At 40.8% G+C, this 24007-nt stretch carries 20 protein-coding genes and 1 pseudogene; 9 read left to right on the forward strand and 12 right to left on the reverse strand.

The genetic code is table 11. From position 1 onward, the window contains the following. The first annotated feature begins 2 nt into the window (after positions 1 to 2). From C1A09_RS07770 to C1A09_RS16435, 4 genes are all read left to right on the forward strand, one after another. Complete coding sequence (locus C1A09_RS07770; RefSeq protein WP_101543013.1) at positions 3 to 1676, forward strand: RagB/SusD family nutrient uptake outer membrane protein; 1674 nt, start codon at positions 3 to 5, stop codon at positions 1674 to 1676. Positions 1677 to 1757: 81 nt separating this feature from the next. Continuing rightward, on the forward strand, positions 1758 to 2615 hold the full coding sequence (locus C1A09_RS07775) for a glycoside hydrolase family 16 protein (protein ID WP_101543014.1): 858 nt from the start codon (positions 1758 to 1760) through the stop codon (positions 2613 to 2615). An 11-nt stretch (positions 2616 to 2626) separates the two neighbouring features. Further along, entirely contained in the window at positions 2627 to 3865 is a 1239-nt protein-coding gene (locus tag C1A09_RS07780; protein ID WP_180949194.1) for a glycoside hydrolase family 88 protein, read from the forward strand. A gap of 53 nt (positions 3866 to 3918) precedes the next feature. Beyond that, positions 3919 to 4596, forward strand: coding sequence for a hypothetical protein (locus tag C1A09_RS16435; protein WP_145998977.1), 678 nt, complete (start codon positions 3919 to 3921; stop codon positions 4594 to 4596). Between the two features lie 339 nt (positions 4597 to 4935). Here C1A09_RS16435 and C1A09_RS07790 read toward each other — a convergent pair whose 3' ends face one another. Continuing rightward, a complete protein-coding gene (locus C1A09_RS07790; protein WP_101543016.1) occupies positions 4936 to 5610 on the reverse strand; it encodes a rhomboid family intramembrane serine protease in 675 nt (224 codons plus the stop codon). 174 nt (positions 5611 to 5784) lie between these two features. Here C1A09_RS07790 and C1A09_RS07795 point away from each other — a divergent pair, with 174 nt between their 5' ends. From C1A09_RS07795 to C1A09_RS07805, 3 genes are read left to right on the forward strand one after another with little or no spacing between them, the layout of a single operon-like run. Then, positions 5785 to 7728 carry a glycogen debranching enzyme N-terminal domain-containing protein gene (locus tag C1A09_RS07795; RefSeq protein ID WP_101543017.1) on the forward strand — a complete coding sequence of 648 codons (1944 nt, stop codon included), beginning with the start codon at positions 5785 to 5787 and terminating at the stop codon, positions 7726 to 7728. Positions 7729 to 7745: 17 nt separating this feature from the next. Continuing rightward, complete coding sequence (locus tag C1A09_RS07800) at positions 7746 to 9014, forward strand: glycosyltransferase family 4 protein (protein WP_101543428.1); 1269 nt, start codon at positions 7746 to 7748, stop codon at positions 9012 to 9014. Positions 9015 to 9031: 17 nt separating this feature from the next. Next, positions 9032 to 10438, forward strand: coding sequence for a glycoside hydrolase family 57 protein (locus C1A09_RS07805; protein WP_101543018.1), 1407 nt, complete (start codon positions 9032 to 9034; stop codon positions 10436 to 10438). 85 nt (positions 10439 to 10523) lie between these two features. Here the strand turns inward: C1A09_RS07805 and bamH are convergent, their stop codons facing one another. Beyond that, positions 10524 to 12083, reverse strand: coding sequence for a BamH family beta-barrel-assembly machinery protein (gene bamH, locus C1A09_RS07810; protein WP_101543019.1), 1560 nt, complete (start codon positions 12081 to 12083; stop codon positions 10524 to 10526). A 24-nt stretch (positions 12084 to 12107) separates the two neighbouring features. Next, a complete protein-coding gene (locus tag C1A09_RS07815) occupies positions 12108 to 12929 on the reverse strand; it encodes a glycogen/starch synthase (protein WP_101543020.1) in 822 nt (273 codons plus the stop codon). Positions 12930 to 13176: 247 nt separating this feature from the next. Between C1A09_RS07815 and panC the strand changes: the two genes are divergently transcribed. Beyond that, the gene (panC, locus tag C1A09_RS07820; protein ID WP_101543021.1) at positions 13177 to 14022 is read left to right on the forward strand and encodes a pantoate--beta-alanine ligase; all 846 of its coding nucleotides are present in this window, start codon (positions 13177 to 13179) and stop codon (positions 14020 to 14022) included. Between the two features lie 24 nt (positions 14023 to 14046). Continuing rightward, positions 14047 to 14400, forward strand: a complete 354-nt coding sequence (gene panD / locus C1A09_RS07825; protein WP_101543022.1) for an aspartate 1-decarboxylase — start codon at positions 14047 to 14049, stop codon at positions 14398 to 14400. A 96-nt stretch (positions 14401 to 14496) separates the two neighbouring features. Here panD and C1A09_RS07830 read toward each other — a convergent pair whose 3' ends face one another. From C1A09_RS07830 to C1A09_RS07870, 9 genes and pseudogenes are all read right to left on the reverse strand, one after another. Next, positions 14497 to 16809: a bifunctional dihydroorotate dehydrogenase B NAD binding subunit/NADPH-dependent glutamate synthase gene (locus C1A09_RS07830; protein WP_101543023.1), complete on the reverse strand. Its 2313-nt coding sequence runs from the start codon at positions 16807 to 16809 to the stop codon at positions 14497 to 14499. A gap of 231 nt (positions 16810 to 17040) precedes the next feature. Further along, a complete protein-coding gene (serS, locus tag C1A09_RS07835; RefSeq protein ID WP_101543024.1) occupies positions 17041 to 18315 on the reverse strand; it encodes a serine--tRNA ligase in 1275 nt (424 codons plus the stop codon). 227 nt (positions 18316 to 18542) lie between these two features. Further along, the gene (gene rpmA, locus C1A09_RS07840; protein ID WP_101543025.1) at positions 18543 to 18812 is read right to left on the reverse strand and encodes a 50S ribosomal protein L27; all 270 of its coding nucleotides are present in this window, start codon (positions 18810 to 18812) and stop codon (positions 18543 to 18545) included. Positions 18813 to 18834: 22 nt separating this feature from the next. Further along, complete coding sequence (gene rplU / locus C1A09_RS07845) at positions 18835 to 19152, reverse strand: 50S ribosomal protein L21 (RefSeq protein WP_101543026.1); 318 nt, start codon at positions 19150 to 19152, stop codon at positions 18835 to 18837. A 302-nt stretch (positions 19153 to 19454) separates the two neighbouring features. Then, a pseudogene (locus C1A09_RS07850) lies at positions 19455 to 20087 on the reverse strand (HAD family hydrolase); the annotation flags it as partial. Positions 20088 to 20147: 60 nt separating this feature from the next. Next, a complete protein-coding gene (locus C1A09_RS07855) occupies positions 20148 to 21032 on the reverse strand; it encodes a TraB/GumN family protein (RefSeq protein ID WP_101543028.1) in 885 nt (294 codons plus the stop codon). A gap of 84 nt (positions 21033 to 21116) precedes the next feature. After that, positions 21117 to 21632 (reverse strand): C40 family peptidase, encoded by a 516-nt coding sequence (locus tag C1A09_RS07860; protein ID WP_101543029.1) that lies wholly within the window; start codon positions 21630 to 21632, stop codon positions 21117 to 21119. Next, complete coding sequence (locus C1A09_RS07865) at positions 21629 to 22438, reverse strand: ABC transporter ATP-binding protein (RefSeq protein ID WP_233519879.1); 810 nt, start codon at positions 22436 to 22438, stop codon at positions 21629 to 21631. The genes C1A09_RS07860 and C1A09_RS07865 overlap by 4 nt, the downstream gene beginning before the upstream one ends. Positions 22439 to 22473: 35 nt before the next feature. After that, entirely contained in the window at positions 22474 to 23961 is a 1488-nt protein-coding gene (locus C1A09_RS07870) for a DUF5687 family protein (RefSeq protein WP_101543030.1), read from the reverse strand. Positions 23962 to 24007 lie beyond the last annotated feature (46 nt).

Raw genomic sequence — 24007 nt, forward strand, 5'->3', positions numbered from 1 at the left:
GTATGAAATTAAAGAAAATTTTTACAATACTACTCTTTGCAGGTTTATTGACGTCCTGTGACTTTATGGACTGCAATGAATCGGATTATTACTCTTTGGAAGAGATCCGAGGAAGCTATAATCGTGTTAAGCAATTTGTAACGAATACCTACGGCTATCTGCCTTCAAACTTTTGTAATATTGACGGTGCTATGCTGGATGCAGCTACGGATGATGCCGTACATATTTATGAAACATCTGATATCCAACGTTTCGTGAATGGCACATGGTCGGCCAACTATACGGTAGATGATAAGTTCAGTACTTATTACAATGGTATCCATGATGCAAATTTTTATCTGGAGAACCTGACAGGTTTGAAGTTTGAGACTTGGGAAAATAGTGATGACTACGAAGACTGGATGGTGAACTATCCAAACTTTGAAAATGAAATCCGCTTTTTGCGTGCTTACTTCTACTTTGAATTGGTAAGACGGTATCAGAATGTGCCTTTAATAACCAAAGTGATGACTATGGATGAGGCCAATGCTGCCGAGCCTGCTACAGCCGGACAAATTCTTGATTTTATAATCTCCGAATGTGCCGCGATAGCCGGTAAACTTCCGGTTAGTTATGCTAATATGCCGGGAGCGGAAAAGGGACACGCAACAAGAGCCACAGCTTTGGCATTGAAAGCGCGTGCAGCCCTCTATGCGGCAAGTCCGCTTTATAACACAAGCAACGATAATAGCAAATGGGTAGCTGCTGCAGAAGCTGCCTATGAAATAATCGGACAGAAATCAGAGTTGGGGGTTGACTTGGACGCATCATTCTCCAATCTGTTTGGGGCGACCAATTACAACAGTAAAGAGGTCATTTTGGTACGTGCCACCGGAACAAGTTCGTCTTTTGAAAGTGCCAACTTCCCGAAAGGGGTGACTGGTGGAAATACCACTACTTGTCCGACGGAGAACCTGGCAAGTGCTTTTGAAATGAATAATGGTACCGCTTTCGATTGGAACAATGCTGCCATGCGTGCGAACCCTTATAAAGACAGAGATCCGCGTTTTTATCTGACAATTGTTCACAACGGAATGGCATGGCCGTCGACCAAGGCCGTAGAAATATGGGAAGGGGGCGCTAACGGACTTCCTTTGACCAATGCCACTACTACCGGTTATTATTTGCGCAAGTATGTAGATAAGAGTATTACTTTTGATGCCGGTTCAGCTTCGGCAAGTACTAATCATAACTGGATTTTGTTCCGTTATGCTGAAGTATTGCTGAACTATGCGGAGGCTATGGTCAATGCTTATGGAGATATTAACCGTACAACTGCCAATTGCGCCATGAGTGCATTGGAGGCTGTCAATGCAGTGCGTGGTAGAACAGGTGTAAAGATGCCGCCTTTGCCGGGCAACTTGTCTGCAACCGATTTCTTGAAACGTGTGAAGAATGAACGCCGTGTGGAACTGGCTTTCGAGGGACATCGTTTCTGGGATTTGCGCCGCTGGAAAGAGTTGGATGAATCGAAGGACATCTATGCTGTAAAGATCACGAAGAATGGTGACGAGATATCTTATAAGAAAGCGACATTAGAATCTCGTACCATAGAAGACAAGTTATACTTCTATCCGATTGCTAATACAGAGTTGTTCAAGAATGGTAATCTGAAGCAAAATCCGGGTTGGAATTGATATATGTAGAATAGAAAATGACCACACCGGTAAACTGTTGTCCCGGTGTGGTTTTTTTATAACTTAATTTGATTATTATTTATGAAGTTATTTTGGAGTACACTCTTTATAGGATGTTGTATAGTTATTTCTTGTGGAAACGATACTCACGGAGAGGAAGCGTCGGCTACTTCCCCTTGGGTGGATGTGGATACTCCTTCGGATGCTCTTCCCGTCAATACTCTGATCGGTAAAGGGTGGAAGTTGGCTTTCAGCGATGAGTTCAATGACAACAGAGTCGATTTCAATAAATGGGTAATTAAGGATGAATCGAGAGGTTCGCGTCCGAACTTAGGTATTAAGGAATGGTTTTTCAAACCGGAGAATGTGGTAGAGGCTGATGGAGACTTGGTCTTGAAAGTGACAAAGGTAGGTGAAGATGTGATGCATTGCAGTTCCGTCTATTCCAATGGAAAGTATTACATGAAATATGGTTATGCAGAAGCGCGGATTAAATTGGCGGACATGAACTCGGCGGCTCTGACTGCCTTCTGGTTGCAAAGCAATTCAATGAGTAAAGTCGATGGTACAGGTAATGACGGTGCTGAAATTGATGTCTTCGAGTCTGCGTATCTGGCAGATGAGGTGATTTCTACTATCCATATAGACGGTTATGGTGCCGACCATCAAGAGAAGAACTTCCGCTATGCTACTCCCGGTGTGTTTCAAGGATATCATGTGTGGGGTGTTTTATGGAATGAGAAGAGTGTAAAGATATACTATGACGGAGAATTTATGGCTGAGTTTGATGAAAAGTGGGTTCCTCGGGTGGAAGAATTTCTTTATTTATCCACAGTGGCAACTTTTAGCGGTCAGGGTGACTTTAAGGGAAAGCCTGCTGACTCTTGGCTAAGTGAAGCCCGTTTTGATTATGTTCGGGTATGGACTAATGATAAATAATGAAAGAAATTATGAGAATAAGATTGATGAGCATTGTATGCTTGGGGGCATTCCTTTTTTCGTGTAAGGGGAACAAGCAAGAAGCCGATTTCGTAGTGAATGGCTTTGCAAGGGCGGAGCAACAGTTATCCGCACAATTGAGTGAACTTCCCGAACCTACCGGGTATCCCCGTACAATAGATCGTAATGGAAACTTGAGGGTTACCCATAAAAATGATTGGACCGAAGGTTTCTATCCGGGATGTCTATGGTATATGTATGAGTATGAGGACGACAAAAAATGGAAGGATGCCGCTGTGAAATGGACGGAAGCGCTTGAATCCTTGAAGACACAAACCAATCATCATGATATAGGCTTTTTAATGTATTGTAGTTTTGGAAATGGTTATAGATTGACAGGTAATGAGGCATACAAAGAGATTTTGTTGGAATCTGCCCGTTCGTTATGTACCCGTTTCAATGAAAAGATAGGTTGCATCGAGTCATGGAATTACCGGAAGGCTTGGAACGGAAAGGATGAGTGGTTTTACCCGGTGATTATAGATAATATGATGAACCTGGAGTTGCTCTATTTTGCTTCCAAGGTAACCGGTGATTCTATTTATGCCAGGATTGCCAACAAGCATGCTGAAACGACAGCCCTTAACCATTTCCGTAAAGACTACAGTACCTATCATGTGGTTAATTATGACGAAACAACTGGCAGAGTGCTTCACCAGGCCACTTGTCAGGGATTTTCTGATAATTCAACATGGGCGCGCGGACAGGCATGGGCTATTTATGGTTATACAATGGCTTATCGTGAGACTCAAAGACATGATTTCCTGAATATGGCGATACATGCCGCCGACTTCTGGTTGAACCATCCTAATTTACCCGAAGACGGAGTACCATATTGGGATTTTAATGCCGGTCAAGACGGTTATGTACCCGATTGGAATTATGATCCGCAGGCTTTCAAGATAATTCCCCGTGATGCATCGGCAGCGGCAATTGCAGCTTCTGCATTCTTGGAATTGGCAGATTATGTGGACGGCGGAGGAAAGTATGAACAAGCTGCAGAACACATATTGAAAAGTTTGTCTTCTCCGGCATACTTGGCGGAGCCAGGTACAAATTGCAACTTTGTTTTAATGCACAGTGTAGGCAGCATCCCTCATTCAAGTGAGATAGATGTTCCTTTGGTATATGCGGATTATTATTATCTGGAAGCACTGTTGAGGTATAATAATAGAAAGAATAAGAGGTAATCAGATTGACGATGCATCGTATCTGGAGAAAATTATCAAAAATAGTATTTCTGTTGCTGTTTGTAAATGTAATAGAACATGTTTGCGCTCAAAATGGCAGATTGTTTTTTTCTGTTTATTCCGACTATCTGTCTAAAGTATATGATATCTCATGGAAACGTCCGAAAGGATTTACGGATTTACATACATCTATCTATTGGAGTCCATGTGGAAAAAAATCTTCTACTCTAAGCTACAATTTCATTTTCAGATCGAAAGATGCCGATTGTATGATTATGTATCCGGAAATAGGACTTACCTATTTTCCTAAGAATAAAATTAAAATGATAAATATCAAGCGGTTGATATATGGAGATTTGGGATGTATAGGAAAAGACGGTATATTGCAGGAGAGTGCTGTTCGTGAATTCGAGGAGCGTGTCATTATCTTGAGTAGTGACGACGCCAAGAAGTTCTTCAATGCCGACTCTGTTCATGTTTGCACAATTCCTTTGGAACAACCTTATCAGGGAAAGTATCCATATTGTACTGGAATCTACGTTTCCAAACAGAACCGTCCGGACATGTACTTTAAATGCTTCTTTACCAAGAGAGGGAAGCAAAAAGAAGATGAGTATTTGGGTAAGCTATATAAGGCTATCGGATATCGTAATGAGAATTGGACGTATGATGACGAAAAATATGTACAGGAAAACTATAAGTTATATTTGAAGAAGCGAAGTAATAAATAGAATATAGTATCAGTTTTCATTAGGCAATTATAATAGATTTAATAATTAGATTAACACTACAAGACTTCTAACCTTATTATCAAACACTGGATAGATTTGATAAACGAACGTGGAGTGGGAGAGACCGTGAGGCCTTTCCCATTTTTGTCATTGATTGAGTCCGTTTCCCCTAATGGGAACACTCGTTTCCTATTGTGGGGAACGACAATTTCCCTTAATGGAAACGCTCGTTCCCTACCATGGAAACTGCCGTTTCTATCAATGGGAACTACCGTTTCTCTTAATGGGAACGGGAGTGTCCACTTATGGAGAACAGATTAATCTTAAAAGACAAATAGGCTATTCAACGTTATTGTCTCCTTTCAACCCATTATCGGACTCTTCTTTTCCGGAAGATTCGTTTTCATTGTTTTCTTCATCCTCTTCGTCTGCAAAAGGATCGGGACGTCGAGGCCCGTGTCCCATGAATGCCAGTGCGCAAAGGGTGCCGGCTATCGCTCCGCTGAGATGCCCTTCCCAGGAGGTGGTCACTTTGGCGAACTGTGGAAACATGTTCCACACCAATCCTCCATAAAGGAAAGTAATCAGAAGGGATATGGCTATGAGTGGAACATGTTTACGCAATAACCCGCTGAAAAACAGAAAAAACGCCAGCCCGTAGATGATACCGCTTGCACCGATATGCCATCCGGGTTTGCCTATAAGAAAAGTAAGAAGCCCGCAACCTGTCCAGATGGTAAAAAAAATGTAAGGTGCGAGGTGACGGTAAAAGTAAAACAGGCACCAAGACAGAAAAAACAATGGGATTGTGTTGGCAAAAAGATGTCTGAAACTGCTATGGACAAGCGGGTGTGCAAAAATTCCGAACACTCCGCGCTTCTCCATAGGATATACTCCTAATCGGGTAAAATCCCAGTCCATACCTATTTCCATAAATTTCAGTATATATAAGATGAGGAGCAGAAAAAGCGGAATGACCGCTGCCAGAACTATTCGTTGAAGGTCATGCTTCATATATTGTACAAGGATTAATTATTTTCGCACAATGCTACGAATTATTTATTTGAAAAACGAAAAAAAACTGACTTTTTATTTTGCGTGTAGGCTTTAATTCGTATTTTTGGGCATCGCTACAGGGTTTGTAGCGCACAATGACCTGAATAATTAACCTTTAAATAATGCACAACTATGAGTTATTTACGATTTGACAAGACCCTGATGATTAATCTGGAAGAATCTTTGCCAAGGGAGATACTTCGGACTAATAAATCGGGTGCTTATCATTGTACAACAATTGTAGATTGTAACACACGCAAATATCACGGTTTGTTGGTGATACCTGTACCAAACCTGGATGATGAAAACCATGTGCTGCTGTCTTCTTTGGATGAAACGGTAATTCAGCACGGTGCGGAGTTTAATCTGGGATTACATAAGTATCAAGGAAATCATTTTAGTCCGAACGGACATAAATATATCCGCGAATTCGATTGTGAACAAATCCCGGCTACAACTTACCGTGTAGGAGGTGTTATCCTCCGTAAAGAGAAAATCTTTGTACATCATGAGAACCGGATTTTGATACGTTATACCTTGGTCGACGCTCATTCTGCAACAACCCTCCGGTTCCGGCCCTTCCTGGCTTTCCGCAGTGTACGCGAATATACGCACGAAAATGCTCAGGCAAGCCGTGATTATCAAGAAGTGGAAAATGGTATTAAGACGTGTATGTACCCCGGATATCCGGAACTTTTTATGCAGTTGAATAAAAAGAATGAGTTCCATTTTGAACCCAACTGGTATCGGGGCATCGAATATCCTAAAGAACAGGAACGCGGGTATGATTTCAATGAAGATCTGTATGTGCCCGGTTACTTTGAGGTAGATATCAAGAAAGGTGAAAGCATCGTCTTCTCTGCCGGTATTTCCGAAACTTCCCCACGCAAGTTGAAACAGACGTTTGAAGCGGAAGTGGCCGACCGGACACCGCGTGACAGCTTTTACCACTGTTTAAAAAATTCTGCGCATCAGTTCCACAACAAACAAGGTGAGGAGCATTATATACTTGCGGGATATCCCTGGTTTAAATGTCGTGCCCGTGACTTGTTTATCTCCCTGCCGGGTTTAACTCTGGCTGTAGACGAACAAGATGAGTTTGAAGATGTTATGAAAACAGCGGAAAAGGCTATACGTGATTTCATAGAAGACAAACCGGTAGGATATAAGATTTATGAAATGGAGCATCCTGATGTATTGCTATGGGCCTTATGGGCGTTGCAGCAGTATGCGAAGGAAACTTCCCGTAGCCAATGCCGCCTGAAATATGGCAAGTTGCTGGAAGATATCATGGATTATATTCGTGGTCGCAAACATGATAACCTTTTCTTGCATGAGAACGGTTTGCTTTATACCAATGGAACGGAGAAAGCCGTAACATGGATGAATTCTACAGCTAACGGGCGTCCGGTAATTCCTCGCACCGGATATATTGTAGAGGTGAATGCTCTGTGGTATAATGCTTTGCGCTTCGTTGCAGATATGGTACGTGAAGGTGAAAACACAATTCTTGCAGATGAACTGGATGCGCAGGCTGAGATTACCGGAAAATCATTTGTGGAGGTCTTCCGTAATGAATACGGTTATCTGTTTGACTATGTAGATGGTTATATGATGGATTGGAGTGTTCGTCCGAATATGATATTTGCCGTTGCTTTCGATTATTCTCCGTTGGATAGGGCACAGAAGAAGCAAGTGCTCGATATCGTGACGAAAGAATTGCTCACACCGAAAGGTTTGCGTACGTTGAGTCCTAAGAGTGGTGGATATAATCCGAATTATGTCGGTCCCCAAATTCAACGGGATTACGCTTATCATCAGGGTACGGCCTGGCCGTGGCTGATGGGATTTTATATGGAGGCCTATTTGCGTATTTATAAGATGAGCGGTATTTCTTTTGTAGAACGTTACTTGATTGGATTTGAAGATGAAATGACCAGTCACTGCATAAGTTCGCTTCCAGAACTGTTCGATGGCAATCCTCCTTTCAAAGGACGTGGGGCAGTGTCGTTTGCCATGAATATAGCAGAAATACTACGTATTTTGAAGTTGTTATCTAAGTATTATAATTCATAAGAGAGGAGGGAATGAAGATGAAAGTTTTAATGTTTGGATGGGAATTTCCTCCCAAAATATATGGTGGTCTTGCAGTTGCCTCTTACGGTATTACTAAAGGACTGAGTTTGCAGGGTGATATGGATATTACGTTTTGTATGCCCAAGCCTTGTGGAGATGAAGAAAAGTTCCTGAAGATAATCAGTATGAGCCAGGTACCTATCGTTTGGCGTGATCCTGATTATAATTATCTGCAATCGCGTTTGTGTAACTGCATGACGCCGGAAGACTATTATTCTCTGCGTGATCATATTTATGCTGATTTTTCTTATATGCACGTCAATGATCTTGGTTGTATGGAGTTTGCCGGTGGTTATCCGGGAAACCTGCATGAGGAAATTAATAATTTCTCTGTAGTTGCCGGGGTTGTGGCGCGCCAACAGGAGTTTGATATCATTCATGCTCACGACTGGTTGACGTATCCTGCCGGCGTACATGCCAAGATGGTGAGTGGTAAACCGCTCTGCATACATGTTCATGCTACAGATTTTGACCGTTCACGTGGAAAAGTCAATCCTACGGTTTACTCTATGGAGAAAAATGGTATGGATTATGCCGACTGCATTATGTGCGTATCCGAACTGACCCGCCGTACGGTTATCAATGAGTATCATCAGGATCCGAGAAAGGTGTTTGCCATGCATAACGCTGTTTATCCGCTTTCACAGGAATATCAGGATATTCCTCGTCCGGAACATTCTAAAGAGAAGGTAGTGACATTCCTTGGACGTATCACTATGCAGAAAGGACCGGAGTATTTTGTGGAAGCTGCTGCAATGGTGTTGCAACGTACACGTAATATCCGTTTTGTAATGGCGGGTTCGGGCGATATGCTCGACGCCATGATTAATTTGGCTGCTGAGAGAGGTATTGCCGATCGTTTCCATTTCCCGGGTTTTATGAAAGGTAAACAAGTATATGAAGTTTATAAGAATAGTGATGTATTCGTTATGCCTTCTGTCTCCGAACCTTTCGGTATTGCTCCACTGGAAGCTATGCAATGTGGAACTCCTTCGATCATATCTAAACAGTCGGGGTGTGGTGAGATCCTTGATAAGGTGATTAAGACCGATTATTGGGATATTCACGCTATGGCGGATGCTATCTACTCCATCTGTAACAATCCGTCTCTCTTCCATTATCTACAGGAGGAAGGTAAAAAAGAAGTGGATGGAATTACTTGGGAAAAAGTCGGTCTGAAAATCCGTGCCCTCTATGAGGATGTGTTAAGAAACTATGGTAAATAACAAAACAATAATTGAAAATGAGAACGATCTGTCTTTATTTTGAAATACATCAAATTATACATCTGAAACGTTATCGTTTCTTTGATATAGGTACTAATCATTATTATTATGATGATTATACCAACGAAACCAGCATCAATGAAGTTGCTGAACGTTCTTACATACCTGCTCTGAGTACGCTTATCGAGATGGTGAAGAATTCGGGAGGTGCGTTTAAAGTTGCTTTGTCAATTTCTGGTGTAGCATTGGAACAGCTTGAGATTCATGCTCCTGCTGTTGTTGACTTGTTGCATCAGCTGAACGATACGGGCTGTTGCGAATTCTTGGCTGAACCTTATTCTCACGGCCTTTCTTCTTTGGCTAACGAAGATTGTTTCAAGGAAGAAGTGATGCGTCAGAGTGCAAAGATGAAGCAAATGTTTGGCAAGGCTCCGAAGGTATTCCGTAACTCCAGTTTGATTTATAATGATGAAATTGGAGCTGTCGTGGCCAGTATGGGGTTCAAAGGTATGCTGACTGAAGGTGCCAAGCATGTGTTGGGTTGGAAGAGCCCGCATTATGTATATCATTGTAATATGAATTCTAATTTGAAGTTGTTGTTGCGCGATTTCAAGTTGTCCGATGATATCAGTTTGCGTTTCTCCAATTCTGAATGGAACGAATATCCTTTGTTTGCCGATAAGTATATCAGTTGGATTGATGCATTACCCCAGGAAGAACAGGTCATTAATATTTTTATGGAACTTTGTGCACTGGGTATGTCTCAGCCTTTGTCTTCCAATATCCTGGAGTTCTTGAAAGCATTGCCGGTATGTGCTAAGGAAAAGGGCATTACGTTCTCTACTCCGACAGAGATTGTTACGAAGTTGAAGTCGGTTTCTGCATTGGATGTGCCGTATCCGATGTCTTGGGTGGACGAAGAAAGAGATACCAGTTGTTGGTTGGGTAACGTAATGCAACGTGAAGCTTTCAATAAATTATATAGTGTGGCTGAACGTGTACATCTCTGCGATGACCGCCGTATCAAGCAAGACTGGGATTATTTGCAGGCAAGTAATAATTTCCGTTTCATGACGACCAAGAATAGTGGTGTAGGTTTAAATCGTGGCATTTATGAATCTCCTTACGATGCCTTTACTAATTATATGAATATTTTGGGTGATTTCATCAAACGGGTTGATTCTCTTTATCCGGTGGATATTGATAATGAAGAATTGAATGCTTTGTTGACTACTATCAAAAATCAGGGTGATGAAATCGAAGAGTTACATAAAGAACTGGAAAAGGCCCAGAGTAAGTTGGATAAAGAGAAGGTAACGGAAAAGAAAAAAGAAACTAAAGCACCGGCAAAGGTTACTGTTGCAAAGAAACCTGCAACGAAGAAGCCGGTAGCAAAGAAACAGGCTGCAAAGAAAGAGGCATAAGAAAGTCGTGATTATGCAATAAAAAAGTCTCCCGCTCCATTTTTAAGGGCGGGAGACTTTTTTATTGATGATGAGGATATGAGAATTATTTGTTGAAACTTGTATAGGTAACTTCTAGTTCCAGATAACTACCCCCTTTTTCCGGATTTCCTCCTTGTAATTTGGTGTAAGCGGGTTTTAAATCATTTTGAATTCCAGTCATTGTTGGATTACTTTGGTTGGATGTATCGTAAGTTACACTGACAGGAACAAGCAATACTTTATCCCAATCCTTATTTTCCACTGCCCATACTTCTTTTTCCCACTTCTCTTCGTCCCAAGCGGCACCGGCTTTTTCTTTTGCTGTTTGTTTAGCTGCTTTCTTTTCGTTGATACAGGTTGTTACTAAACGGGCAATATTCCTAAACGTATATTGGTTGGTTGCAACATTATTGTGAGTAGCAATAAATGAAGTTATATTGTCTGTGAGCTTATTATCCTCAAAGAAGGTAGCTAAATCTTTCTTGCGGAGTAATAGGACAGTTTCCGGGGCACTCATACTAAACTTATTACTGGTTTCTTGATTGTAATTAGTGAAAGTCAGTTTCACGGCATTAAGCGTGTCGTTCGTAAGTGCATCATGTATCTGATCGTAAGGCATGGTAGCTTGCGTGAATATTCCGGCAGGAGATTTAAGATAAGTATGCCCCTCTTCCTTTATTCGTTCCTCAAGTAAATCTGAATTTTTAAATTGATTGGCTTGAATTACTTCTTTTGTGGAAGCAAATACAGTAGCCATACTATAATATAACGAATCCGTTCCGTCTTTTTTCAGAAGTTTTGCACCGGAGTCGTCTACATAGTGAAAACGGAATTGCATCTGCAAAGCTACTTGATCTACATAAAGGATTGTTCCGTCACCATAATCGGTTTTGATATATACACCTTTCAATACGTTGTTGATAAAAGCCTCCGAATTGGCAAAATATTCAGGATGCTTTCTGCTCAGATGTAATATCTCATTGCCGTATACGGTATCTAATGGAAGTGTGATATTAGGGTAGAAAATCTTATTCTTGTTTGAATCTGTCGCATTTCTTACGGAGTCGGGCACGGACGTGTCGTATGCCGTATATGCTTTATGCAGATTGAAATAACCCGTTTTAAAATTAGGCTTGACTTCTTTGTTGCCGTAATATTCTGTCGGGTCAATATCGGTATAACGATTTTTATCAAGTTTACTATCCAGTTCATATACGCCAATTCTACATGCATTCAGCGAATCTCCAAACCAGGTTGAATAGTAAATTGCCAATTGGATGGAAACGACTGTATCACCGGCCATGATACCCGTATGAGTCTTGTCATTATATACTTCCGGAAATGTGAAGTTGTCCGTACAGTTCAACTCAGTAAGGAAACTGGCTTCGTAATTGCCAAACTTATCAGCAGAAGTATCGGTGAACTTTCCTACATAACCGGTACTCGTTTTGGCATAGACTCTCCCTGCGGGATAGGAGTTGGTTATTACATTAAAAGTTGTAGTTTCCGCTTTAATACCATCTGAATCGGGTAACATACCCATGCCCAGTGTTCCGGTGTTGTCATCACAACTAAAGAGAGTCAGGAATGCCAAAAGCAATATTCCCAGATATCTTACTTTCATAATTTTTTGTCTTGAATCAATTTATTATTGTTCTATTTCCCCAATCTTGTCGTAGAAGTCGTTGCAGGCATCTGCGAAATTCTCGGGAGATTGATAATCCAAAATTAATTTTCCTGATTTGCGGGCGTATTCCAGGACTTCTTCGTTGATATGTTCGCTTTGCTGAATTACACCGTCAGAGAAGTCAATAGCTAGTTTGCAGAGAGCGGTATAGTTAATCGGTTCTTTCAAATTGGCAATATCTTTCTTGGTAATACCTTTCAGCATCAATTTACTGGTAAAATCAGGATGGAAAGATTGCTTGAAATCATTATCGTAGAGCGAAAAGATAACTTTTGCATCTCTGAAAGAAGGTTCATCTTTATAGGCTTTCTTGATGTACAAGGGGGCTAAAGCCGTCATCCAACCATGGCAGTGGATAACATCCGGACACCAACGGAGTTTTTTTACCGTTTCCAGAACGCCACGAGCGTAGAAGATGGCACGCGCGTCATTGTCTTCATATTCAACACCATTTTCATCGGTAACCTGCAGGCGGTTCTGGAAATAGTCATCATTATCAATGAAATAGACCTGCATACGTGCAGATTGAATGGAAGCTACTTTAATAATCAGCGGGTGGTCGGTATCATCGATGATAAGATTCATGCCGGAGAGACGTATCACTTCATGCAGCTGGTTTCTGCGTTCATTGATGTTTCCCCATTTGGGCATAAATGTTCTGATTTCTCTGCCTTTTTCTTGAATTGCCTGAGGCAGATTTCTGCCCACAAGGGACATTTCGGTTTCTGAAACGTAAGGGGTAATTTCTTGTGTTATAAATAATACCTTGTTCGCTTTTGTCATAATAACAATGTTCTCAATTATTCTGCAAAGATATAAAAAAAATCGGGCAATAAAGCAAGCAGACCTTGCTTATAATTCCTTATGAATTGTTAACCGCTTGTTTATCAGGTATAAATGAGGAAGGGCGATTACTTTCGCAAGTACTAACTTTTGCATAAATTTATGATATTTCTTCTTTATATGGTAAATAATGGTTTATTTTGCACCGCTTTTGCAAATAACTAAGTTATTATACAACCAATTTAAAATGAAAATAGTACATACTATCAAGGACTTGCAGGCCGGACTTTCGACTTTGAGAGCCCAGGGTAAAAAGGTAGGTCTGGTACCTACGATGGGAGCCTTGCATGCCGGTCATGCCTCATTGGTGAAACGTTGTGTGGCAGAGAATGACGTCGCTGTGGTAAGTGTTTTTGTAAACCCGACTCAGTTTAATGACAAGAATGATTTGGTGAAGTATCCTCGTACATTGGAAGCTGATTGCCGTTTATTGGAAGAATGTGGAACCGCTTTTGTCTTTGCGCCTTCTGCTGAGGAGATGTATCCGGAACCGGATACCAGACAGTTCAGTTACGCTCCGTTAGATACAGTGATGGAGGGAATATTTCGTCCCGGACATTTCAATGGAGTTTGCCAGATTGTGAGTAAACTGTTTGATGCGGTGCGTCCCGATCGCGCATATTTCGGAGAGAAGGATTTTCAACAATTGGCTATTATCCGTGAAATGGTTCGCCAGATGAAATTTCCTTTGGAGATTGTGGGTTGTCCTATTGTTCGTGAGAAGGATGGTTTGGCTTTGAGTAGCCGCAATGCCCTTTTGTCTACTGAAGAACGTAAAAATGCTTTAAAAATATCGCAGACTTTATTTGAAAGTCGTACCTTTGCGACTTCGCATACGGTGGCTGAGACACAGAAGTTTGTGGAAGATGCCATTGCGGCCGCTCCCGGTTTGCGATTGGAGTATTTCGAATTGGTGGATGGCAATACTTTGCAGAGAATTGCCAATTGGGAAGATACTACTTATGCTGTGGGATGTATCACGGTGTTCTGTGGAGATGTTCGTTTGATTGATAATATCAAATATAAAGAATAATAACCCTCAAAAAGAGCTAATCTTATGATGATTGAAGTGTTGAAGTCGAAAATTCACTGTGCCCGCGTCACGGAAGCTAACCTGAATTATATGGGTAGCATCACGATTGATGAGGATTTGATGGATGCAGCCAATATGATTGCCGGTGAAAAGGTTTACATTGCCGACAATAATAATGGCGAACGTTTTGAAACATATATAATTAAAGGTGAACGCGGTTCGGGTAAGATTTGTTTGAATGGTGCTGCAGCTCGTAAGGTTCAACCGGATGATATCGTTATTATCATGTCTTATGCATTGATGGATTTTGAAGAAGCCAAATCGTTTAAACCGACAGTGATTTTCCCAGATCCGGTAACAAATAAGGTGGTGAAGTAAAGTCTTTGGAGAAATATACAAAAAAGAAACCCCGTCTGTACAAGAGTGTAGCAGGCGGGGTTTTTGTTTGTATAGAGGGATATACGCTTTTGTTGTTTATTTCTTTAATTGCTTATTCATTGCGGCAGCAGCTTTTCGTCCGTCACCCATGGCAAGGATTACAGTTGCGCCACCACGGACAATGTCACCACCTGCATAAATTGTCGGAATGGATGATTGCATATTGTCGTTCACGGCAATTGTTCCTTTACGCCCTAACTCCAGACCTTTAATAGAACTTGGTACAATCGGGTTGGGTGATACGCCTACGCTGACAATGGCAAGATCGATATCAACAGTTTCAGTTGCTCCCGGGATAGGCACAGGACTACGGCGTCCAGATGCATCCGGTTCGCCAAGTTCCATTTTTTGTAAAACGACTTGTTTTACTTTCCCTTGTTCATCCGCAATGTATTCTATCGGATTATGCAGTGTCAGGAACTCTACACCTTCCTCTTTAGCATGTTTTACTTCTTCGATTCGTGCTGGCATTTCTTCTTCTGAACGGCGGTAGATAATCATGGCACGTTCTGCACCGAGACGTCGTGCAGTACGTACGGAGTCCATTGCTGTGTTACCGCCACCGATAACAGCTACACGTCTTCCGAAGGGAACGGGAGTGTCAGAGTCTTCGCTGGCGGCATCCATCAGATTGACACGTGTCAGATATTCGTTGGAAGACAGGATGTTTATGGAATTCTCGCCGGGAATATTCATAAAATTAGGTAATCCTGCGCCTGAAGCGACAAAAACACCTTTGAAATCTTCTTCTTCAAGTTGTTCCACACTCACTGTTTTGCCGATGATACAATCCTTGACGAACTTTACACCCATTTGGGCGAGATTATTGATTTCAACGTCTACAATCTTATTGGGCAAACGGAATTCGGGAATACCGTATTTCAGAACACCGCCGATTTCGTGCAATGCCTCGAATACGGTAACATCATATCCATATTTTGCCATATCTCCGGCAAAAGACAGACCGGCAGGTCCTGAACCGACTACAGCTACTTTGATACCATTTTTCTCCTTGATTTCCGGTATGGAGATTTGTCCGCTTTCCCGTTCATAATCGGCAGCGAAACGTTCCAGATAACCGATAGCTACCGGTTTTTCGTTCATCTTCAGATGGATACATTTAGATTCGCACTGCTTCTCTTGCGGGCAAACACGACCACAAACAGCAGGCAATGCACTTGTCTCTTTCAGTGTTTGGGCTGCTTTAAGGAACTCGCCACGTTCGATGTTTTTGATAAAGCGAGGAATATCAATACCGACAGGGCATCCTTCCATACAACCTGGGTTGGCGCAATCCAAACAACGTTTGGCTTCTGTTAAGGCCTGTTCTTCTGTCAATCCTTGATTTACTTCTTCTTTACGACTGTGTGAGCGATATTCTGCATCCAGTTCGTTCATTTCAACACGGGGTATAGCCGTACGTTCTTTGGGTTTCATTGATTTGCGTAACTCTTGACGCCAGGTTGCATTGCGGCTTTTGTCGTCAATAGTTTGCAGCGCTTCTCCGGTAATCTGGCAGGTAGATTGTGGCTCTTCTTCCAGTTTGTGCATTTCTTCACGCTCGATGCTCTTGAAAGCTCCCATACGTTTTAACATTTCGTCAAAATCAACCTGATGTCCGTCAAATTCAGGACCATCCACACAAACAAACTTGGTCTTTCCACCTACGGTGATACGACAGGCGCCACACATCCCCGTACCGTCTACCATGATTGTATTCAGTGATACTTCTGTAGGAATTTCATATTTCTTAGTTAGTAAACAAACGAACTTCATCATAATGGCAGGGCCGATAGCGAAACATTTATCAACCTTTTCGCGTTTGATAACGTCTTCTATACCTTCGGTTACTAAACCTTTACGGCCGTAAGAACCGTCATCGGTCATGATGATTACCTCGTCAGAACTTTCACGCATTTCTTTTTCAAGGATAATCAGTTCCTTGTTCCGGCCTGCCAATACTGTGATTACCCGATTGCCGGCAGCTTTTAATGCTTGTACGATAGGAAGCATCGGTGCCACGCCTACACCACCTCCGGCACAAACTACGGTTCCGAAGTTTTCGATATGCGTAGCTTGTCCCAGCGGACCAACAACGTCTGTTATGTAATCACCCTCATTCAGCTCACATAGACGGGTAGATGACAATCCTACTTCTTGAACAACCAAAGTGATAGTTCCTTTTACCGAGTCGGCAGCTGCAATTGTCAACGGCATACGTTCACCTTTTTCGCCTACACGTACGATGACAAAGTGTCCTGCTTTGCGTGATTTGGCGATTAGCGGTGCTTCAATTACTAATTTAAAGACCTTTTCTGAAAAATGTTCTTTGTTAATGATTTTATTCATTATCTAATAATTTTGTTGGTATAATTACGTTATTTCTTTCAGATTGATAGATTTTGCAAAGATACGGCTTATTTGGTAATAACAAAAAATGTGAAGGGAAAAAGAATGGGTCGGGGAGGAATGTAGTAATAAAATAAAACGCGAACTATACAAAATTTACAGACTTCTTTTATTAAGACTGTATTTTTATTTTGTATAACTCGCGTCTAAAATATGACAGGTTGAATTCTTCTAATCAATCATTTCAAATCCCATATATGGAACTAATGCTTTCGGGATACGGATACCTTCCGGAGTTTGATTGTTTTCAAGCAACGCGGCTACGATACGTGGCAGAGCTAATGCAGAACCATTCAATGTGTGGCAAAGTTCTGTTTTCTTTTCTGCTGTACGATAACGACATTTCAGACGGTTAGCTTGATAAGTATCGAAATTGGATACGGAGCTAACTTCTAACCAGCGTTTCTGAGCTTCGGAATAAACCTCAAAGTCGAAACAAAGGGCTGCAGTGAAACTCATATCACCACCACAAAGGCGGAGGATACGGTAGGGTAATTCTAATTTCTGGAGCAAACCCTCAACATGGTCAAGCATTTCCTGATGGGATTGTTTGGAATGTTCCGGTTTGTCGATACGTACTAATTCTACTTTGGAAAATTCGTGCAGACGGTTCAATCCGCGTACATCTTTTCCGTAAGAGCCTGCTTCGCGACGGAAACATTGAGTGTATGCACAGTTCTTGATCGGCAATTGCTTTTCGTCCAAGATTACATCACGATATATGTTGGTAACAGGAACTTCTGCGGTCGGAATTAAATATAGGTCGTCTACTTCGCAATGATACATCTGGCCTTCTTTGTCAGGAAGCTGGCCTGTACCATAACCGGAAGCTGCATTTACTACGGTAGGCGGCATAATTTCCGTGTAACCGGATTTACGAGCCTCGTCCAGAAAGAAGTTGATGAGTGCACGTTGTAACTGTGCCCCTTTACCTTTATAAACAGGAAAACCTGCCCCTGTAATTTTTACACCTAGGTCAAAGTCTATCAGATCATATTTCTTGGCCAACTCCCAATGGGGTAACGCATCTTTGGGAAGTTCTGTTTCCATACCTCCCATTTTCTCTATGACATTGTCTTCCGCACCGATACCTTCGGGTACACTGTCGTATGGAATATTAGGGATGGTATAAAGCAAGTTCTGTAAATCGGTTGCAGCTCCATCCATTTCGGTTTGCAAAGTTTTATTGCTCTCTTTCAGTTCGGCAACACGATTTTTGGCAACTTCTGCCTCTTCTTTCTTGCCTTCTTTCATTAACTGTCCTATGGATTTGGAAAGTACGTTTACCTCCGATAGATTTTTATCTAAGATTGTTTGAGTATTGCGTCTTTTATTGTTAGTTTCCAGCACTTTTTCAATGGTTTCCTGAGCATTCTTGAAGTGCTTTTTCTCCAGTCCGCGAATTACCGCGTCGGTGTTTTCTGTAATTTGTTTGATGGTAAGCATATCTTATACTTGTTTTTTATAATACTCCGTTTTGCGACCACAAAGATATATAAAAATAAGAGAAGCTATATTCCGATATTGAGATAAATTATTTGTTTATAGCCTTATTGATGTATTATGAGTATTTGAATGGATTTGTTTGGGAGGGAATATGAATATAGGGACAAAAGAAAACGGGATACAATCTTCAAGATTGCATCCCGTTTTCTTTTGTCTGTTACGGAAACTTATGCTTCTGCGCTTTCTGCAGGAATTACAGATACATAACGTCTATCTTCCTTGCTTACTTTGAACTGTACAGTTCCGTCTACTAAAGCGAAAAGAGTATGGTCCTTACCCATACCGATATTGTTACCCGGATGGAATTCAGTACCTCTTTGACGAACGATGATGTTACCTGCTTTACAAGCTTCGCCACCAAATATCTTAACGCCTAATCTCTTACTTGCTGATTCGCGGCCGTTCTTAGAACTACCGACACCTTTTTTATGTGCCATTTCTTCTTACTTTTTAAATTGATTAAGCTACTACTTCTGTAATTGTTAACTCTGTGAATTGTTGACGATGACCATTCAACTTACGATAACCTTTTCTTCTTTTTTTGTGGAAGATAAGTACTTTTTCACCTTTAACCATGTTAGATACTACCTGACAAACAACTTTTGCACCTTCTACAGTAGGAGCACCTACAGTGATAGCACCATCTTTGTCTACTAAAAGAACCTTTTCAAATTCTACTGTTGCACCGTTTTCTGCTTCTTGAATGTGGTGTACAAATAGCTTCTTGCCAGCTTCAGCTTTGAATTGCTGACCGTTGATTTCTACAATTGCGTACATTCTTATATTAATGTATAAGTTAGCTCCGTCGGGTGGTCTCTAATCACTTAGAAAACACTTAATTAAACCCGGTGCGGAATAATCGGGCACAAAATTACCTCTTTTATTTGAAATGTGCAAATGTTTTTTCTCGTTTTTATTGATAAAATAACGGTCTACTATAAAAATGGTTTGAATATATAAATAGCTATTATAGCTAGGAATATAGAGATAAAGGTCAAAATTAAAATTACTTTTTTAAGGTTCTGGTTTGGCTTGGAATTTTTTACTTGAGTTCTTTGCTCGGTTAGGGGTTCCTTTTCCAACAACTCTTCCAGACTATTCATTATTTTCTTATGAGGATATTGCTGTAATTCCTCGGCTGTAGTCATACCATGTAGTACACCTACAAAGTCTACATCAGCGGACTTAGCGGTTTGGGCATCTACCGTACTGTCACCGATGTATAGTGTTTCGGCTTTGGTGACATGTAATTGTTTGATGGCAAATAATAGACCTTCGGGTGATGGTTTAGCGGCTTTTACATCTTCACCACCCACTATGATGTCTATAAAGTTGGAAGGGAAATGTTGATCTAACAGTTCTTTGATACGATAACGATATTTAGTAGATATAATACCTATACGTGCCCCCGAATCTCTCAATGCCACCAATACAGACTTAGTCTCAAGAAAAAGGACTGTATTTACGGTCATATGTGTATCAGCTTCTTTACGGTATTCTTCTTTGAAGCCTGCTAGTTGTGTAGAATCCGTCACTCCGGTGAGAATAGAAAAAGAATCTTCCAAGGTTTTACCGATAGTACGCTTTATTTCGTCATCTGTCACTTCCATATATCCGTGTCGCGTAAGTACAATCCGGAAACAAGTGACAATACCGCGTGATGAATCAGCGAGAGTGTAATCAAAGTCGAAAAGATAAGTCGTATAATTCATTGCAGGCTATTTTGTTTGCAAAGATATGAATTAATCGGTATTTTATATTTATTAGAAGATTTATTTCATAGGAGCTATGATATAACCTTGCTGCTTCAGTAAATTCAATACCCCGTTGTTTCCGGGCAAATGTCCTCCACCTACAACGAAAAGAGTAGGAGCTTCTTTCATTATTATCGGCATTTTCTTTGTCCATGCTTTATTACGCTTGTCAAGCAATATTTCCATTTCGTTCGGAAGAGGGTCGCAGGAACTTCCTTCTTTTTCTTCCATGAGACATAATATACTATCTAAGTCTTGGGCTTTATAGTAATTTACAATTTTTTTGTTTTGTTCTATGGTCTTTTCGATATGGCTGATGGCACAATATAAAAGTTGGGCCTGACGTTGTAATGTTTGTCTGTTGAATAGCATATCCAGCTGTGATCGGGTAGTTTCCAATCCACCGACCTTTTTGCCGTTCTGTTGGGCTTGTTGTTGAAAGTAAGCATCTATTGATTGTTGTAGATTGGAGTCTTTAAAATACTTCAAACTGAAGACGACTTCTAATTGTAGGTTAATAATCGTGGGCTTGACTTGTGCCAGCATCGAAATATCTGTCATCAGGTATTCTTTAACAATTTTGCCGAGTAATTCGTATTGTTCAGAGGTAAACAAGCTTTGTAGAGTCGTATCTGTTGGCATCTTCATCATTCTTTGTGCTTCCTGCATGAAGGCTGGTGTGTTCGTTTCAGACATTATTATTTCACCATAAACCTGATTGGTTTCGTTGATGACTTGTGCCATGCTGGTAATGCTGTCTTTGATACTGAGTGGCGCCAGATGGTGTGTGCCGAAAATGTAAGAAGGCTTTTCCAATCCGTTACCGGATATTTTCCACAAGAGTTGTGCGCTACTGTTTAATGCAATGCAGATAAACAGGAATATCCCTGAAATTTTCTTCATTGTTTTTCTTTCTTATAGGGTTAATTTTAGTATATAAGTCGGAAAAGAATAAAGATAATCACACAATAAAGAAAAATCAGTGTATTATGAATTGATTCTTCCTCCGCAAAGCCAATATTGTATATAATATTTTTCTTTAAGGCTGCTGACAATTACTCCTTGGCTGGTACTGGCATGGATAAACTTTCCGTCTTTAAGGTAGATGCCTACATGCGCTACCTTTTTGTGAGAATTGCGGCTGGTAAAGAATATCAAATCTCCCTCGCGCAAATTGCTGCGGGAGATTTTATGGCTTTCTTGTAATTGTCCATTTGTACTTCTCGACAGACGCGTACGATACACTTCTTTATAGAGTTGCGATGTAAATCCCGAACAGTCTGTACCATGCTTGGTATTGCCACCAACACGATAAGGAGTACCTATCCATTTGGCAGCATCAATATACAACTTATGATTGTCTTCCAATCCGATATCTATACCTAAGCGTATGGAGGCTTGTGCCAATGCTTTGTAGTCAAGGCGTGGAGCGGAAGAGTGGCAGGAACTTAAGCCGGTCAACAATCCGGTGAGGATAACTATATAGGAAAGGACTCTTTTCATTCTTCCATATTTTTAGGTACTTCAACAGAACCTGTTGCTTCAAAAGTTTTTTCTGTTTCGTTCAGTTTTTCTGTTTCATTCAGCTCTTCTGCAATTTCTTTTTCTACATCGACGTTGAAATAAGCTTCCAATTCTTTCTCCGCCGAATTGTTCTCATTCTGAATATCACGGATAATAATACCATGTTCCAGCAGAGCGATACGCGGGCAAACGTCTACCGTGTGGTTCAAGTTGTGGCTGGAGATGATGACAGTTGCTTCATGTTCCTCATTGTATTTCTTCAGCAGATGCTTGATGATGGATTGGGAACTAGGGTCGAGAAAGTTGAATGGTTCATCCAAGATAAGCAGTTGTGGATGATGGAGCATGGCAGATATAATACCGATTTTCTGTTTATTCCCGGCAGAAAAATTACGGATGAATTTTTTTTGTCCTATTACTTCGTTGTTCATAAAGCGTTCAAAAGGAGCGATACGTTCATCCACTTCTTCCTTTTTCAATCCGTACATTTTTCCAATAAAATAGAAATATTCTTCAGGTGTGAGATAGTCTATCAGAAAACCATCGTCGATGAAAGCACCGGTAAAGTTTTTCCAATCTTCACTCTTGCTAACATCTATATTATTAATTGTAACATTTCCATTGTCAGCTTTCAATAAATCCAGTATCAGACGGAAGAGGGTAGTTTTTCCAGCTCCGTTATTTCCCACTAACCCAAGCATGTCACCTTGGTTGATTGTATATTTCTCAATATCAACGGCTTTTTTGTTGCCGAAGTTCTTTTGAAGATTATTAATCCGTATCATTTTGAAATTTATTGTTTAATGATTTATTACTTTTCTTATTGCCTACTGTCTCTGAAACCTTCCATATTTTTGTAACGGCGTTTCATGAAGCGATGATATACATTCATCAGCCAGAAACGGGAAGTCAGGATAAACCCTGTGCCTATTACAATCAGGATGCATGCGGTAACGGTGGGACCGAAAAAGGCATTCAATATAAAGTTCATAAGCAGGGGGATACCGAAAGCTGCACCTGCTATCAGGTTCTGCAATCCAGATCCCATATTATGGCGATTGGTCATTTTGGCATTCAGATTTACCGTCTTATTATTATATACAGCTAGTTGGAACAGGCAGAAGTAGACACATCCGGCTACAAATATGGCCCAGGCAAAGCAGCTCAATACGAGGAGTTTTCCCGTGACCATGGCAGGTATCATTAACACCATAGGAATAAGTATGGCAACGCTATATAATATGTATTTGGCACGGAGTAATGTATATATTGATTCCTTACGGCTCATCAAACCATCGATGTAATTACCTTCGTAGCTCATCAGACTGGAAAGAAATAAAATGCCGAAGATAACAAAATTATATACCATGATAAAGTTCTTCATTCCTTGTCCGTCATACACTTCTGTGAAACTAAGGATGCAGCTAAAAGCGATTACTACGATAAACACCGTGCGTAAGGCTGTCTTGCAAACCTTGTTACGTAACAACATTTTCAGTTCCAAACGCATATATTCACCTATTTCGCCATAACGATCCAGAAATTTATATTCCGATACATGTTTTACTTTCGTATCTTCTACTTTATTGATTTCATCGTAGATCAGACCAATCATCAATACACGATTAATGAACCACATTAAGGCTATAATTACCAGTACTCCGACGAATGACAGTAAGTTTCCGGTAATGAATCCCTCTCCGAGACTTACCGAAAAGTCAAATAACGAACTATGTTCCGGTATGAATAATCCTGCTGCTATACCTCCATATACAACAATTGGTAATGTTATCCACCAAATACGTTCATTCATCAGGGTACGACATAACAGGAACCAGTAATTATTGAAAATCATCAGTAACCAGATGCCTGTACAGTAGGCCAGTACCCCCATGATACCATAGAATTTAGTGATGGTGACGATAGCGAATGGTACGAAAAAAAACAACCATATCAGGTTAAATCCATTCAGGCCGGAGCGTATTAATAAAAAGTCAATAAGACGATTCCGCCTTATGGGAAGCAGCAGATAGGGCTTTACTTCTTGTGTCGGTGTCTTTTGAAAAGGAAAGCGTATCATAAAGTCTAGAACCAAAACAAATATTAGTCCACTGTTTAATACGTGATAGGCTTCCGTAGCACCACCGTCGAAAGCAAAAGCAAAGGTTGTTCCGAAGAACATCAGATAACCGGCCCAAAAGATAGCCATGAAATACATCCAGAATTTGCCGAACTTATTCTTTTCGTACATCGGATTTCGTTTGGCTGCCAGTTTACCATGTTTGCGTAATTCTAAAAATAGGCTCATTGTATATAAATGATTAGAATGTATATAAAAAAGACCACGCTGCTTT

Source organism: Bacteroides cutis, assembly GCF_900241005.1.
Lineage (GTDB): Bacteria > Bacteroidota > Bacteroidia > Bacteroidales > Bacteroidaceae > Bacteroides > Bacteroides cutis.